13 protein-coding genes are annotated in these 14,448 nt (G+C 62.0%); 5 read left to right on the top strand and 8 right to left on the bottom strand.

Going from position 1 to position 14,448, the window contains the following annotated elements:
• Window positions 1-21 precede the first annotated feature (21 nt).
• Both C4K39_RS18200 and C4K39_RS18195 read left to right on the top strand, forming a co-directional pair.
• On the top strand, window positions 22-999 hold the full coding sequence (locus C4K39_RS18200) for an NADPH:quinone oxidoreductase family protein (RefSeq protein ID WP_068575999.1): 978 nt from the start codon (window positions 22-24) through the stop codon (window positions 997-999).
• A gap of 118 nt (window positions 1,000-1,117) precedes the next feature.
• Window positions 1,118-1,720, top strand: a complete 603-nt coding sequence (locus C4K39_RS18195; RefSeq protein ID WP_124348373.1) for a flagellar basal body-associated protein FliL — start codon at window positions 1,118-1,120, stop codon at window positions 1,718-1,720.
• A 13-nt stretch (window positions 1,721-1,733) separates the two neighbouring features.
• On the opposite strand, the gene C4K39_RS18190 is transcribed toward C4K39_RS18195, so the two are convergent.
• From C4K39_RS18190 to trxA, 5 genes are all read right to left on the bottom strand, one after another.
• Window positions 1,734-2,381, bottom strand: a complete 648-nt coding sequence (locus C4K39_RS18190) for a gamma-glutamylcyclotransferase (protein ID WP_068575997.1) — start codon at window positions 2,379-2,381, stop codon at window positions 1,734-1,736.
• A 214-nt stretch (window positions 2,382-2,595) separates the two neighbouring features.
• Window positions 2,596-3,564: a CDP-6-deoxy-delta-3,4-glucoseen reductase gene (locus C4K39_RS18185; protein WP_068575995.1), complete on the bottom strand. Its 969-nt coding sequence runs from the start codon at window positions 3,562-3,564 to the stop codon at window positions 2,596-2,598.
• Window positions 3,564-5,030 (bottom strand): 4-hydroxy-3-polyprenylbenzoate decarboxylase, encoded by a 1,467-nt coding sequence (gene ubiD / locus C4K39_RS18180; RefSeq protein WP_124347121.1) that lies wholly within the window; start codon window positions 5,028-5,030, stop codon window positions 3,564-3,566. Before ubiD ends, C4K39_RS18185 begins: the two co-directional genes overlap by 1 nt.
• A 122-nt stretch (window positions 5,031-5,152) precedes the next feature.
• Window positions 5,153-6,412: a transcription termination factor Rho gene (rho, locus tag C4K39_RS18175; RefSeq protein WP_022641764.1), complete on the bottom strand. Its 1,260-nt coding sequence runs from the start codon at window positions 6,410-6,412 to the stop codon at window positions 5,153-5,155.
• Window positions 6,413-6,658: 246 nt separating this feature from the next.
• Entirely contained in the window at window positions 6,659-6,988 is a 330-nt protein-coding gene (gene trxA, locus C4K39_RS18170; RefSeq protein WP_003206727.1) for a thioredoxin TrxA, read from the bottom strand.
• A gap of 426 nt (window positions 6,989-7,414) precedes the next feature.
• Here trxA and ppx point away from each other — a divergent pair, with 426 nt between their 5' ends.
• Window positions 7,415-8,917: an exopolyphosphatase gene (ppx, locus tag C4K39_RS18165; protein WP_068575991.1), complete on the top strand. Its 1,503-nt coding sequence runs from the start codon at window positions 7,415-7,417 to the stop codon at window positions 8,915-8,917.
• 73 nt (window positions 8,918-8,990) lie between these two features.
• On the opposite strand, the gene ppk1 is transcribed toward ppx, so the two are convergent.
• Together ppk1 and hemB are read right to left on the bottom strand one after the other, a co-directional pair.
• The gene (ppk1, locus tag C4K39_RS18160) at window positions 8,991-11,210 is read right to left on the bottom strand and encodes a polyphosphate kinase 1 (protein WP_068575989.1); all 2,220 of its coding nucleotides are present in this window, start codon (window positions 11,208-11,210) and stop codon (window positions 8,991-8,993) included.
• Between the two features lie 18 nt (window positions 11,211-11,228).
• Entirely contained in the window at window positions 11,229-12,242 is a 1,014-nt protein-coding gene (gene hemB / locus C4K39_RS18155; RefSeq protein ID WP_124347120.1) for a porphobilinogen synthase, read from the bottom strand.
• A 208-nt stretch (window positions 12,243-12,450) separates the two neighbouring features.
• Between hemB and C4K39_RS18150 the strand changes: the two genes are divergently transcribed.
• Window positions 12,451-13,059, top strand: coding sequence for a DedA family protein (locus C4K39_RS18150; RefSeq protein WP_068575985.1), 609 nt, complete (start codon window positions 12,451-12,453; stop codon window positions 13,057-13,059).
• Between the two features lie 201 nt (window positions 13,060-13,260).
• Window positions 13,261-13,929, top strand: a complete 669-nt coding sequence (gene elbB, locus C4K39_RS18145) for an isoprenoid biosynthesis glyoxalase ElbB (protein ID WP_068575983.1) — start codon at window positions 13,261-13,263, stop codon at window positions 13,927-13,929.
• A 39-nt stretch (window positions 13,930-13,968) separates the two neighbouring features.
• Here the strand turns inward: elbB and C4K39_RS18140 are convergent, their stop codons facing one another.
• A complete protein-coding gene (locus tag C4K39_RS18140; RefSeq protein WP_068575982.1) occupies window positions 13,969-14,424 on the bottom strand; it encodes a YaiI/YqxD family protein in 456 nt (151 codons plus the stop codon).
• Window positions 14,425-14,448: the final 24 nt, after the last annotated feature.

Genomic DNA, 14,448 nt, shown 5'->3' with positions numbered 1-14,448 from the left:
ACTCCCAAAGGAATAGCCCTGATGAAAGCCGTGCTGTGCAAAGCCTTCGGCCCCGCCGAAACGCTGGTGCTGGAAGAGGTTGCAAGTCCAGAGCCGAAGAAGAACGAGATCCTGCTGGATGTACATGCTGCTGGGGTCAACTTCCCGGACACCCTGATCATCGAGGGCAAGTACCAGTTCAAACCGCCATTTCCCTTCTCCCCAGGTGGCGAGGCGGCCGGCGTGGTCAGCGCGGTGGGCGAGAAAGTCGGGCATCTCAAGGTGGGCGACCGGGTGATGGCCCTGACCGGCTGGGGCAGTTTCGCCGAGCAGGTGGCGGTACCGGGCTACAACGTACTGCCGATTCCACAGGCCATGGACTTCAACACCGCAGCGGCCTTCAGCATGACCTACGGCACCTCGATGCACGCCCTCAAGCAGCGGGGCAACCTGCAGCCCGGCGAAACCCTGCTGGTGCTCGGCGCTTCGGGTGGCGTAGGCCTGGCAGCGGTGGAGATCGGCAAGGCCATGGGGGCCCGGGTGATCGCCGCCGCCAGCAGCGCCGAGAAACTCGCGGTGGCCAAGGCCGCCGGTGCCGACGAATTGATCAACTACAGCCAGGCCAGCCTCAAGGACGAGATCAAGCGCCTGACCGGCGGCAATGGCGTCGATGTGATCTACGATCCGGTGGGCGGCGACCTGTTCGACCAGGCCATCCGCTCCATCGCCTGGAACGGCCGCCTGCTGGTGGTGGGGTTCGCCAGCGGGCGCATCCCCGAACTGCCAGTGAACCTCGCCCTGCTCAAGGGCGCTGCGGTAGTGGGCGTGTTCTGGGGCTCCTTTGCCCAGCGCCAGCCCCAGGACAATGCGGCGAACTTCCAGCAACTGTTCGCCTGGCACGCCGAAGGCAAGCTCAAGCCCCTGGTGTCCCAGGTCTATCCCCTGGCCGAGGCGGCCCGGGCCATCGACGATCTCGGCCAGCGCAAGGCTGTGGGCAAGGTGGTAGTGCAGGTTCGCTGAAACCAAGCCTGCGCGCCTGTTCCGGCCCCTTGGCCTTGCGACGATTCATCGGCTTCAATCAATGCGGATGATCTGCCGCTGCGAATCCGCAGCGGCTTTCCCATGGAGAGGCCAAATGATGATGAGCACATTGCACAGACTGGTGATGGGACTTTTGGCATTGCCGCTGTTCGCCGGCGCCCTGCAGGCCTGCGCCCACGACAGCGCCGGGCTCAGGAACACGACGGTGCTGATCGTGCGCCACGCCGAAAAGCCCGAACAGGGCAGCGGGCTGAGCCCCCGGGGCGAAGAACGGGCCAAGGCCTACGCACAGTACTTCGATCCGCTGCGCCTTGCCGACGAGCAGTTGCTGCCACAACGCTTGATCGCCACCCGTGACAGCAAGGAAAGCGCGCGTCCACGGCTGACCCTGACACCTCTCTCACAGCGCCTGAACCTGCCCATCGAACAACCCTACGACGACCGGGATGTGGACAAGCTGGCCAAATCCCTGGGCAAGGACAACCAGGCCCGGGTGGTCCTGATCGCCTGGCACCACGGCAAGATCTACAAGTTGATCAAGGCATTCGGCGGCGACGGCGAAAAACTCACCGGACAACAGTCCTGGCCGGGGTCGGTCTACGACTGGCTGATCGTCCTGCGCTTCGATGACAAGGGACAACTGATGGAGTCCCGCAGCCAGAAGGTGCAGGAGCATCTGCTGCCGGGAGATGGCAACTGAGCGATCCGGCTTGTCAGGCCCCTACAGCCCGGCAGCGCTTGAGCCGCGCCTCCAGGTTGCGATCCGGCATGGCGTGGCTGCGCAGGGCCTGGACCGTCTGCTCGACATAATCACGAGTGGTGCCATAGCGCCCGCAAGCGCTCTCGAACACCTGGTTGAGCACATGATCCGGCAGGTTGCCAGCGTAGCTGGGCAGGTGTCGCTCCAACACGAAGCCCAGCGCCTGGACCAGGTTGCCATCGGCCAGGCGGCAATTGAGCCAATGGGGTCGGTAGGAAGGGAACGGCATTTCCCGTTGCCATAGGGCGTACAGGGAATCTTCCAGGCGCTCCTCGGGCAAGCGATAGGCGAATCCGCTGCAGGAGCCGCCACGGTCCAGGCCAAACACCAGGCCGGGTAGCTCAGGCGTGCCCCGGTGCTCGTGGGACCACAGGTAAAGGCCACGATGGTAGCCATGCACCCGCCCCCGGATGCGCTCGACTGCCGAGCACTCGGGGCGCCAGATCAACGAACCATAGGCGAACAGCCAGACCGGCCCACCCTTGTGCCGGGCCATGGTGGACTGCATGGAGCTTAGGAGTTGCTCGTGCGTCAACTGCGGCCCCAGATCGAGCCGTGGAGGATAGGCCAGGTTCAGATAACCGGATTCAAGGGCTGTCATGGCGAATAGCGTTCGGCTCCCCGCGTATAAGAAGTTACTTAGTAGAACGCCTGGCAGTAACGACAAGACACATGACTTTCAAACAAGCCAAGTACAAGTAACTAGAACGACTTAACTTTAACGACTGATATATAACTTACCGATATCCATTCAATTACATAAATATCGATAAGTTATATAAGGAGTTATAAAGCCAGTTGCCGCCTTGTGGCACTCAGGGACGCGGGGCGTAGGCAAATACATCGGCACGCATCTGGTGGGCATCCATACCTGCATTCACCAGGGCATCCAGGGTGGCATAGATCATCGCAGGCGAGCCGCTGGCGTAGACATGCACCGACGCGAGGTCGGCGATGTCCTCGCAAACCGCCTCGTGCAGCATGCCGCAACGCCCTTCCCAGCCACACAGGTCGCTGACCACTTTGTGCAGATAGAGGTTGGGCAACTGCTGCCATTGTTCCCAGTGTTCCAACTGGTAGAAATCTTCAGGGCGGCGTACTCCCCAGTACAGGTGCACCGGATGCTTGAAGCCCTTGGCCCGGCAATGCTCGATCAGGCTGTGCATCTGGGCCATGCCGGTGCCCGCGGCGATCAGTACCAGCGGCCCATCGGGCAGCTCCGACAAATGGGTGTCGCCAAACGGCAGCTCCACCCGCGCCATGCGGTTGCGTTGCAGTTGCTCGATCAAGCTTTGCGCACTGTTTTCACGAGCCAGGACATGCAGCTCCAGATCGCGCCCGTCGTGAGGCGCCGAAGCCAGGGAGAAAGCCGATTTCTCGCCATTTTCCCGCTCCAGCATCAGGTACTGGCCTGCGTGATAGCGAGGGGGCTTGCCGGCCGGCGCCCGCAACCGAATCCGCCAGACATCGCCGCCGACTTCCAGGCACTCAATCAGCTGACACGACAAGCTGCGCACCGGCAACTCTCCCAGCGCAAGGACGCCATCCCACAGCACGATGCAGTCTTCCAGCGGCTCTGCAATGCAAGTGTAGAACTCGCCGTGATCATGCACATCGCCGGCTTGCTGCACGCTGCCCTCGACCAGCAGGGCAGCACACACATGGCAGTTACCGTTGCGGCAGCTCTGCGGGCAGTCATAGCCCAAGCGCCTCGCCGCATCGAGAATCCGCTCTCCGGGCAGTGTCTCGAGCACTGCTCCGGAGGGCTGCAGGGTTACACGCATCAATCTATTCCTAACTGATTCCAGATGGCATCGATCCGGCGGGTGACCGCCTCATCCTTGACGATGACCCGGCCCCACTCTCTGGTGGTTTCTCCGGGCCACTTGTGAGTGGCGTCGAGCCCCATTTTCGAACCCAGGCCGGATACCGGCGAGGCGAAGTCGAGGTAGTCGATCGGGGTGTTGTCGATCATCACCGTGTCGCGCTTGGGGTCCATGCGCGTGGTGATGGCCCAGATCACATCGTTCCAGTCCCTGGCATTGATATCGTCGTCGGTGACGATAACGAACTTGGTGTACATGAACTGTCGCAGGAACGACCACACGCCCAGCATTACGCGCTTGGCGTGGCCAGGGTATTGCTTTTTCATGGTCACCACCGCCATGCGGTACGAGCAGCCCTCGGGCGGCAGGTAGAAGTCGGTGATCTCCGGGAATTGCTTCTGCAGGATCGGCACGAACACTTCGTTGAGCGCCACGCCGAGGATCGCCGGCTCATCCGGCGGACGGCCGGTGTAGGTGCTGTGGTAGATCGGCTTGGTGCGATGGGTGATGCGCTCCACGGTGAACACCGGGAAGCTGTCCACTTCGTTGTAGTAGCCGGTGTGGTCGCCGTAGGGGCCTTCCGGGGCCATCTCGCCCGGATGGATCACGCCTTCGAGGATGATCTCGGCGGTGGCCGGGACCTGCAGGTCATTGCCACGGCACTTCACCAGCTCGGTGCGATTGCCCCGCAACAGGCCGGCGAAGGCGTATTCGGAGAGGGTGTCGGGCACTGGGGTCACGGCGCCGAGGATGGTAGCCGGGTCAGCGCCCAGGGCCACGGCGACCGGAAACGGCTGGCCGGGGTTCTTCTCGCACCACTCACGGTAATCCAGTGCGCCACCGCGGTGGCTGAGCCAGCGCATGATGACCTTGTTGCGGCCGATGACCTGCTGGCGATAGATCCCCAGGTTCTGGCGATCCTTGTTGGGGCCGCGGGTCACGGTCAGGCCCCAGGTGATCAGCGGTGCCACATCGCCTGGCCAGCAATGCTGGATCGGCAACTGCGAAAGATCGACGTCGTCGCCTTCGAGCACCACTTCCTGGCACACCGCGTCCTTGACCACCTTCGGCGCCATCGACACGACCTTCTTGAAGATCGGCAGCTTGGACCAGGCGTCCTTCAGCCCCTTGGGCGGCTCGGGTTCCTTGAGGAAAGCCAGCAGCTTGCCGATCTCGCGCAGCTCGTCGGTGGACTCGGCACCCATGCCCATGGCCACTCGCTCGGGGGTGCCGAACAGGTTGCCCAGTACCGGGATATCGAAACCCGTGGGCTTTTCGAACAGCAATGCCGGGCCCTTGGCGCGCAGGGTGCGGTCGCAGACTTCGGTCATTTCCAGGACAGGAGAGATGGGAACCTGGATGCGCTTGAGTTCACCGCGCTGTTCCAGGCCGCGGATGAAGTCGCGCAAATCGCGATACTGCATGCAAGAGCCTCGTGTTGGCCGTATCGGTCGGGGTGCAGAGTGTAGCGCCGTTCAGGTCGCAATGGCCAAAGTGCAGACAGCAAAAAGCCGGGTTGCCCCGGCTTTTGCTCGACCCGTGGATGTTACTTGCGCTTCATCGACAGGAAGAATTCATCGTTGGTCTTGGTCTGCTTCAGCTTGTCGACCAGGAACTCGATAGCGGCGACTTCATCCATCGGATGCAGCAGCTTGCGCAGGATCCACATGCGCTGCAGCTCGTCGTCGGCAGTCAGCAGCTCTTCGCGGCGGGTACCGGACTTGTTGATGTTGATGGCCGGGAATACGCGCTTCTCGGCGATACGACGGTCCAGGGGCAGCTCCATGTTGCCGGTCCCCTTGAACTCTTCGTAGATCACTTCGTCCATCTTCGAGCCGGTTTCGACCAGCGCGGTGGCGATGATGGTCAGCGAGCCGCCTTCCTCGATGTTCCGCGCGGCACCGAAGAAGCGCTTCGGCTTCTCCAGGGCGTGGGCATCGACACCACCGGTCAGGACCTTGCCGGAGCTCGGGATCACGGTGTTGTAGGCGCGAGCCAGACGGGTGATGGAGTCCAGCAGGATCACTACGTCCTTCTTGTGCTCGACCAGGCGCTTGGCCTTCTCGATCACCATCTCGGCCACTTGCACGTGGCGGGTTGGCGGCTCGTCGAAGGTGGAAGCGACCACTTCGCCACGCACGGTGCGCTGCATTTCGGTCACTTCTTCCGGGCGCTCGTCGATCAGCAGGACGATCAGGTGGCACTCGGGGTTGTTGCGGGTGATGTTGGCCGCGATGTTCTGCAGCATGATCGTTTTACCCGCTTTCGGCGGAGCGACGATCAGGCCACGCTGGCCCTTGCCGATCGGGGCACACAGATCGATGACGCGACCGGTGAGGTCTTCGGTGGAACCGTTGCCGGCTTCCATCTTCAGGCGATCGTTGGGGAACAGCGGGGTCAAGTTCTCGAACAGGATCTTGTTCTTGGCGTTCTCGGGACGGTCGTAGTTGATGGTATCGACCTTGAGCAGCGCGAAGTAACGCTCGCCTTCCTTCGGAGGGCGGATCTTGCCAACGATGGTGTCACCGGTGCGCAAGTTGAAGCGACGGATCTGGCTTGGCGACACGTAGATATCGTCCGGGCCGGCCAGGTAGGAGGCGTCGGAGGAGCGAAGGAAGCCGAAGCCGTCCTGGAGGATCTCCAGCACGCCATCACCGGAGATTTCCTCACCGCTTTTCGCGTGCTTTTTCAGCAGGGAGAAAATCACGTCCTGCTTGCGCGAACGGGCCATATTTTCTATGCCCATCTGTTCGGCCAATTCGAGCAGTTCGGTAATCGGCTTTTGCTTGAGTTCAGTCAGGTTCATATAGGAATGACGTAATCATTTATAGAGGGGGAAATTAAGCTTTTGGCTTAATGAGGCCGCGCCGCGGAGAAGGCGACAGGATCGCGTACTTATTCGAAAAGGAGAGCGTCGGCGACGGCTTGCAGGGGGCACTGGAGAAACCAGTGCGGGGCCGAATGTAACACCTGAGTTTCGGAGCGTCTAGCCCTCAATTACGAAAAAGCCCCGCATTTTGCGGGGCCTTTTCAATCACGCTGAAACCGAGGTTCAGATGTTGGCGTCGAGGAATGCCGCCAGTTGCGACTTCGACAGCGCACCGACCTTGGTGGCTTCAACGTTGCCGTTCTTGAACAGCATCAGGGTCGGGATACCACGCACGCCATGCTTGGCCGGGGTTTCCTGGTTTTCGTCGATGTTCAGTTTGGCAACGGTGAGCTTGCCCTTGTAGGTCTCGGCAATTTCGTCCAGAACCGGAGCGATCATTTTGCATGGGCCGCACCACTCAGCCCAGTAGTCGACCAGTACAGCGCCTTCAGCCTTGAGTACATCGGCCTCGAAGCTGGCGTCGCTGACGTGTTTGATGAGATCGCTGCTCATGGAATTCTCCAGGTTGTAAGCAAAAAAACGTGGCCCATCATATCTGCCCTTCCCTCGTTCAGGAAGCCGCAGATGATTGACTCTAACTATAGTGCCCCATGAGTTTGGGTATAGCTCAGGCCGGCGCAAAGCGAGAATCCCACAGATACCTGCAAAGCCGGGACAACGTCGCGCCGCGCATCCTATTAATGTCACCGAGGCCGCTACACACGCCTTTGGGCTCGATCTACGCGCTCCCCCGCAGCCCTGGATGCGCAACACGGCCGGATGAGCGGTAGCACTGCATCCTCAAGACCCTCATGGCGCATCTGGAAATGCACGCTGGCGCAAGGTTTCATGCGATGAATCAACGCATTGGCCACTGCGCGTTGGCGCGAGCCGTTGATCGTGGCAGGATGACGAGGTTATCGACCGAGACCCCCTGCCATGCCCCAATCCCAAGCCAAGAATCTGTCCTTGATCGCCGCGATCGATCTAGGCTCCAACAGCTTTCACATGGTCGTGGCCAAGGCCCGGAACGGTGAAATCCGCATTCTCGAGCGATTGGGTGAAAAGGTTCAGTTGGCCGCCGGCATCAATGAAGAACGCCAGCTCAACGAAGAATCCATGCAGCGCGGGCTTGATTGCCTCAAGCGCTTCGCCCAACTGATCAACGGCATGCCCCAGGGCACTGTGCGCATCGTTGGTACCAACGCCCTGCGCGAGGCTCGCAACCGTGGCGAGTTCATTCGCCGCGCCGAGGAAATCCTCGGCCACCCGGTGGAAGTCATCTCCGGTCGCGAAGAAGCCCGCCTGATCTACCTCGGGGTTTCCCATACCCTCGCCGACACCCCGGGCAAGCGCCTGGTGGCCGACATCGGCGGTGGCAGCACCGAGTTCATCATTGGCCAACGTTTCGAGCCCCTGCTGCGCGAAAGCCTGCAGATGGGCTGCGTGAGCTTCACCCAGCGCTATTTCCGCGACGGCAAGATCACCCCGGCCCGCTACGCCCAGGCCTATACCGCCGCTCGCCTGGAGATCATGAGCATCGAGCACGCGCTGCACCGCCTGACCTGGGACGAAGCCATCGGCTCCTCCGGCACCATTCGTGCCATCGGCCTGGCCCTCAAGGCCGGCGGCCAAGGCAGCGGCGAGGTCAATGCCGAAGGCCTGGCCTGGCTCAAGCGCAAGCTGTTCAAGCTCGGCGATGCCGAGAAGATCGACTTCGAAGGCATCAAGCCCGACCGCCGGGCCATCTTCCCTGCTGGCCTGGCGATCCTCGAGGCGATCTTCGATGCCCTGGAATTGCAGCGCATGGATCACTGCGAAGGCGCCCTGCGCGAAGGCGTGCTCTACGACCTGCTGGGCCGCCATCACCATGAAGACGTCCGTGAGCGCACCCTCGGCTCGCTGATGGAGCGCTACCACGTGGACCTGGAGCAGGCTTCGCGGGTCGAAGGCAAGGCCCTGCGCTCCTTCGACCAGGTAGCGGCCGACTGGGACCTGGAGGACGGTATCTGGCGCGAACTGCTGGGTTGGGCCGCCAAGGTGCACGAAGTCGGCCTGGACATTGCCCACTACCACTACCACAAGCACGGCGCCTACCTGATCGAGCACTCGGACCTGGCCGGTTTCTCCCGCGAAGACCAGCAAATGCTGGCCCTGCTGGTACGCGGGCACCGGCGCAACATTCCCAAGGAGAAGTTCGCCGAGTTCGGCGACGACGGCATCAAGCTGATCCGCCTTTGCGTGTTGCTGCGCTTTGCCATCCTGTTCCACCACATCCGTGGCACCCAGCAGATGCCCCAGGTGAAACTCAGCGCCAGCGGCGACCAGCTGGACGTGAAGTTCCCGGCCAACTGGCTGGATGAAAACCAGCTGACCCAGGCGGACTTCGCCCTCGAGGCCGAGTGGCTGACCCGGGTCGGCATCGTGCTCAACGTCAGCTGAGCCCGCTGCCGGTCAAACAAAAAAGGCCAGCCCGATCACTCGGGCTGGCCTTTTTCATGGGCGCCGGCTGAACCTAGCGCACCGGCAACACCGGGCTACCGAGACGCTCCAGCAAGGTGGCCTGGGCGCTGCGCGGGTTCTGGTTGCCGGTCGGCGTGTTACGGATATAGCGACCGTCGGACTGCAGGCTCCAACTGTGGGTGTTATCGGTGAGATAGCTCTCCAGCTCCTTCTTGACCCGCAGGATCAACTTCTTGCCTTCCACCGGGAAGCAGGTCTCGACTCGCTTGTCGAGGTTGCGCTCCATCCAGTCGGCACTGGAGAGGAACATCTGCTCCTCGCCGCCATTGAGGAAGTAGAACACCCGGGTGTGCTCCAGGAAGCGGCCGATGATCGACCGTACATGGATGTTGTGCGACACCCCCGCGATCCCCGGACGCAGGCAGCACATGCCACGCACCACCAGGTCGATGCGCACGCCAGACTGACTGGCCTTGTACAACGCGCGAATGATCTTCGGATCGGTCAGCGAGTTGAACTTGGCGATGATGTGCGCCGGCTTGCCATCCAGGGCGAACTGGGTCTCCCTGGCGATCATGTCGAGCATGCCCTTCTTCAGGGTGAACGGCGCATGCAAGAGCTTCTTCATGCGCAAGGTCTTGCCCATGCCGATCAACTGGCTGAACAGCTTGCCGACGTCCTCGCACAGGGCGTCATCGGAGGTCAGCAGGCTGTAGTCGGTATACAGGCGGGCATTGGCTGCGTGGTAGTTACCCGTACCCAGGTGCGCATAGCGCACGATCTCGCCCTGCTCGCGCCGCAGGATCAGCATCATCTTGGCGTGGGTCTTGAAGCCCACCACGCCGTAGATCACCACTGCACCGGCCGCTTGCAGGCGGCTGGCCATCTGCAGGTTGGACTCTTCGTCGAAGCGCGCACGCAGCTCGATCACCGCGGTGACCTCCTTGCCGTTGCGCGCCGCGTCCACCAGGGCGTCGACAATCTCCGAGTTGGCCCCGGAGCGGTACAACGTCTGGCGCACCGCCAGCACATGGGGGTCCTTGGCGGCCTGGCGCAGCAGGTCGACCACCGGAGTGAAGGACTCGAACGGGTGCAGCAACAGGATGTCCTGCTTGCTGATGACGCTGAAGATGTTCTCGCTGTTCTGCAAGAGCTTCGGAATCTGCGGGGTGAACGGCGGATGCTGGAGCTCCGGGTGGCTGTCCAGGCCGGTGATGCTGAACAGGCGCGTGAGGTTCACCGGGCCATTGACCTGGTACAGCTCGGTCTCGTGCAGGTTGAACTGCTTGAGCAGGTAGTCCGACAGGTGCTTGGGGCAAGTGTCGGCAACTTCCAGGCGCACCGCATCACCATAGCGGCGGGAGAACAGCTCGCCACGCAGGGCACGAGCCAGGTCCTCGACATCCTCGGTGTCCACGGCCAGGTCGGCGTTTCGAGTCAGGCGGAACTGATAGCAGCCCTTTACCTTCATGCCCTGGAACAGGTCATCGGCATGGGCATGGATCATCGACGACAGGAATACATAGTTGTCACCAGGGCCACCGACTTCCTCCGGCACCCGGATGATCCGCGGCAGCAGGCGCGGAGCCGGGATGATCGCAAGGCCGGAGTCACGGCCGAACGCATCGATACCTTCCAGCTCGACGATGAAGTTCAGGCTCTTGTTCACCAGCAATGGGAACGGGTGCGTCGGGTCCAGGCCGATGGGCGTGATAATCGGGGCGATCTCGTCACGGAAAAAGCGTCGTACCCAGGTCTTGAGCTTGGCGGTCCAGTGACGGCGACGAATGAAGCGGATCTGGTGCTTCTCCAGCTCCGGCAACAGGATGTCGTTGAGGATCGCGTATTGGCGGTCGACCTGACCGTGTACCAGGTCGCTGATGCGAGCCAACGCCTGGTGCGGCTGCAAGCCATCGGCCCCGGCCTGCTCACGGGCGAAAGTGATCTGTTTCTTCAGGCCGGCGACCCGGATCTCGAAGAACTCGTCCAGGTTACTGGAGAAGATCAGCAGGAACTTCAGGCGTTCCAGCAACGGGTAGGACTCATCCAGCGCCTGCTCCAGCACGCGGATGTTGAATTGCAGTTGCGACAGCTCGCGATGGATATACAGGCTGCTGTCGTCCAGGTTGGGAATGACGATGGTCGGTGCCGGTTGCGTTTCGGCCTGGACGGCCGCAGGTACCGGCTCCAGCTCGGGCGGGGTCTCGACCACTTGCTCGACCACTGGCTGAGCTTCTTTTACGGCAACTTCTGAGAGTCCTTCAGTATTCATCGCGTGTTCCTGGGAGGGCTATTTTTGCTCTCGTAACAATTGAGCAGCACGAACGGCAAAGTAAGTCAGGATGCCATCGGCACCCGCACGTTTGAAAGCGGTCAGGGACTCGAGAATAACCCCTTCACCCAACCATCCATTCTGGATCGCCGCCATGTGCATGGCGTATTCGCCGCTGACCTGATAGACAAAGGTCGGCACCTTGAATTCATCCCTGACCCGCCAAAGGATGTCCAGATAAGGCATGCCCGGCTTGACCATGACCATATCCGCCCCTTCCGCCAGGTCCGCAGCGACTTCATGCAGGGCTTCCTGGGCATTGGCCGGGTCCATCTGGTAGGAGGCCTTGTCGGCCTTGCCCAGGTTCAGCGCCGAGCCCACCGCGTCGCGAAAAGGCCCGTAGTAGGCACTGGCGTACTTGGCCGAATAGGCCATGATCCGCACATTGACATGCCCCGCCAGCTCCAGGGCCTCGCGAATCGCCTGAACACGACCGTCCATCATGTCCGATGGCGCCACCACCTGGGCCCCCGCTTCGGCATGGGACAGCGCCTGGCGCACCAGGGCATCGACGGTAATGTCATTCTGTACATAGCCCTGGTCGTCGAGAATGCCGTCCTGGCCATGGGTCGTGAAGGGGTCCAGGGCGACGTCGGTGATCACCCCAAGACCTGGGAAGCGCTCGCGCAGGGCCCGGGTGGCGCGCTGGGCGATGCCATCCGGGTTCCAGGCTTGGGCAGCATCCAGGGATTTGAGTTGCCCAGGAGTCACCGGAAACAATGCCAGGGCGGGAATTCCCAGCTCGACCCAGTGCACCGCCGCCTCCAGCAGCAAGTCGATGCTCAGGCGCTCGACCCCGGGCATCGAGGCCACCGCCTCACGACGATTCTCGCCGTCGAGCACGAACACCGGCAGGATCAGGTCGTCCACGCTCAACCGGTTCTCGCGCACCAGACGTCGGGAAAAATCATCACGGCGATTACGGCGCAAGCGAGTGGCGGGAAACAGGCGATTGGCAGCGGCAAAGCTCACGACGGACTCCATGGCCCGCGCTAACGGGCGAGCGTGACAGTTATAAGCGGGCATTATGACGAACAGATGACAGTTCTGCTCAAGCTGTTGACCGACAGCAACACTCATTGTCATTGAGGGGAATTGTTCACGTCGAGACACATTTCGATACTTTCCCCAACGTCGACGAAGGGGTAGGCTGCGCGTTCATTTCGCCAGCATCCAGACAATGCTCCAACAATTTCTTCAGGATTTCGGCTACTTCGCCCTCTTTCTCGGTACGTTTTTCGAAGGCGAAACCATTCTGGTTCTCGCCGGGTTTCTCGCGTTCCGTGGATACATGGATATCAACCTGGTCATGGTGGTCGCCTTCTTTGGCAGCTACGCCGGCGACCAACTGTGGTACTTCCTGGGGCGCAAGCATGGCCGCAAGTTGCTGGCGCGCAAACCGCGCTGGCAGATGATGGGTGACCGGGCGCTGGAGCATATCCGCAAGCACCCGGACATCTGGGTATTGAGCTTTCGCTTCGTCTACGGCCTGCGCACCGTGATGCCGGTGGCCATCGGCCTTTCCGGTTATCCGCCGGCCCGCTACCTGCTGCTCAACGGCATTGGCGCGGCCATCTGGGCCGTAGCCCTGGCGCAAGCGGCCTTCCACTTCGGCGCCGTGATGGAAGGCATGCTCGGCAGCATCAAGAAGTACGAGCTCTGGGTCCTGGGCGCGTTGCTGGTCGTGGGCCTGTGCCTGTGGCTGCGGCGGCGCTTCAAGAATGCGCGCCTGGCCAAGCAGATCTACGAAGCCGAGCAGGCCGAGCTGAACAAAAAGCCCGCCGAGTAAGCCCCTGCCCTGCGCGGCGACTTCCACTGGGTCGCCGCCCTGCCGTCACCCCCACCGCTCTTCGAGCGCTGAACTCGCCCTCCCAACCGTTTTCCAAACCCATGCCCCCGGCAGACTCCTGGCTTGCAGTCTCGATACCCCTTCCTGGCCACAGGTGACAAACTGGTGGGCATTTAGCGCGATGAACCTGGAGAAAACCCCATGAGCAAAAAAGTTGCAGTGATCCTTTCCGGTTGCGGTGTCTTCGACGGTGCCGAGATCCATGAAAGCGTGATCACCCTGTTGCGCCTCGACCAGCGCGGCGCCCAGGTGCAGTGCTTCGCCCCGGATATCCCGCAGATGCATGTGCTCAACCACCTGACCGGCGAAGCCATGCCCGAGACCCGCAACGTGCTGGTGGAATCGGCGCGTATTGCCCGGGGCCAGGTCAAGGATGTGCGCGAGGCCAATGTCGATGATTTCGATGCGCTGATCATTCCCGGGGGCTTCGGCGCCGCCAAGAACCTGTCCAGCTTCGCCACCGAAGGTGCCGCCTGCTCGGTGCAGGCGGACGTGCTGGCCCTGGCCGAAGCCTTTGCCGAGGCAGGCAAGCCGGTAGGCCTGATGTGCATCGCCCCGGCCATGGCGGCGAAGATCTATGGCCCCGGCGTGACCTGCACCATCGGCAACGATGCCGACACCGCGGCGGCGTTGGGCAAGATGGGCGCCACCCACGCCGAGTGCGCGGTGGACGACATCATCGAGGATCCAGCGCGCAAACTGGTGACCACCCCGGCCTACATGCTGGCGCAATCCATCAGCCAGGCAGCCTCGGGCATCAACAAGCTGGTGGACCGGGTACTGGAGCTGACCCACCAGGACCAGCAGTAGTCCCATCTTCCACAGCCAGGGATACGCTCCCTGGCCACATCAGGCCTGGCGCGCCAGCCTGGTCAGGATGCGGTCCAGGGCGTTGGCGAACGCCTGCTTCTCCCGATCGCCATAAGGTGCCTGGCCACCGCTGACCTGGCCCTGCTCGCGCAGATCGGTGAACAGGTTGCGCACCGCCAGGCGCTCGCCCATGTTCTGCGCATCGAACTCCTTGCCCCTGGAGTCGAGAGCCGACACGCCCTTCTTCACCAGGCGATCCGCCAGCGGTACATCGCTACAGATCACCAGTTCGCCGGGCACCGCGTGCTCCACCAGGTAATCGTCCGCGGCATCCGGGCCACTGGGCACCACGACCAGCTTGACGCAGGCGAATGCGGGCTTGATCTGCGGCTGGCCAGCCACCAGCACCACCTCGAACTGCCGCTTGAGGGCAAAACGCACCACCTGCTCCTTGGCGGCCTTGGGACAAGCGTCGGCATCGATCCAGACACGCATTGATGTTTTCCTCGCTAAATGCAA

This window comes from Pseudomonas sessilinigenes, assembly GCF_003850565.1.
Lineage (GTDB): Bacteria > Pseudomonadota > Gammaproteobacteria > Pseudomonadales > Pseudomonadaceae > Aquipseudomonas > Aquipseudomonas sessilinigenes.
The sequence above is the reverse complement of the archived record's forward strand: the minus strand, read 5'-3'. Positions and strand labels throughout refer to the sequence as shown.

Coding starts and splice junctions, on each gene's coding strand:
- ppx (WP_068575991.1), top strand. CDS start 7,415: ATGCCCCAATCCCAAGCCAAGAATCTGTCCTTGATCGCCGCGATCGAT.
- trxA (WP_003206727.1), bottom strand. CDS start 6,988: ATGAGCAGCGATCTCATCAAACACGTCAGCGACGCCAGCTTCGAGGCC.
- C4K39_RS18195 (WP_124348373.1), top strand. CDS start 1,118: ATGATGAGCACATTGCACAGACTGGTGATGGGACTTTTGGCATTGCCG.
- C4K39_RS18140 (WP_068575982.1), bottom strand. CDS start 14,424: ATGCGTGTCTGGATCGATGCCGACGCTTGTCCCAAGGCCGCCAAGGAG.
- C4K39_RS18150 (WP_068575985.1), top strand. CDS start 12,451: ATGCTCCAACAATTTCTTCAGGATTTCGGCTACTTCGCCCTCTTTCTC.
- rho (WP_022641764.1), bottom strand. CDS start 6,412: ATGAACCTGACTGAACTCAAGCAAAAGCCGATTACCGAACTGCTCGAA.
- C4K39_RS18200 (WP_068575999.1), top strand. CDS start 22: ATGAAAGCCGTGCTGTGCAAAGCCTTCGGCCCCGCCGAAACGCTGGTG.
- C4K39_RS18190 (WP_068575997.1), bottom strand. CDS start 2,381: ATGACAGCCCTTGAATCCGGTTATCTGAACCTGGCCTATCCTCCACGG.
- ppk1 (WP_068575989.1), bottom strand. CDS start 11,210: ATGAATACTGAAGGACTCTCAGAAGTTGCCGTAAAAGAAGCTCAGCCA.
- ubiD (WP_124347121.1), bottom strand. CDS start 5,030: ATGCAGTATCGCGATTTGCGCGACTTCATCCGCGGCCTGGAACAGCGC.
- C4K39_RS18185 (WP_068575995.1), bottom strand. CDS start 3,564: ATGCGTGTAACCCTGCAGCCCTCCGGAGCAGTGCTCGAGACACTGCCC.
- elbB (WP_068575983.1), top strand. CDS start 13,261: ATGAGCAAAAAAGTTGCAGTGATCCTTTCCGGTTGCGGTGTCTTCGAC.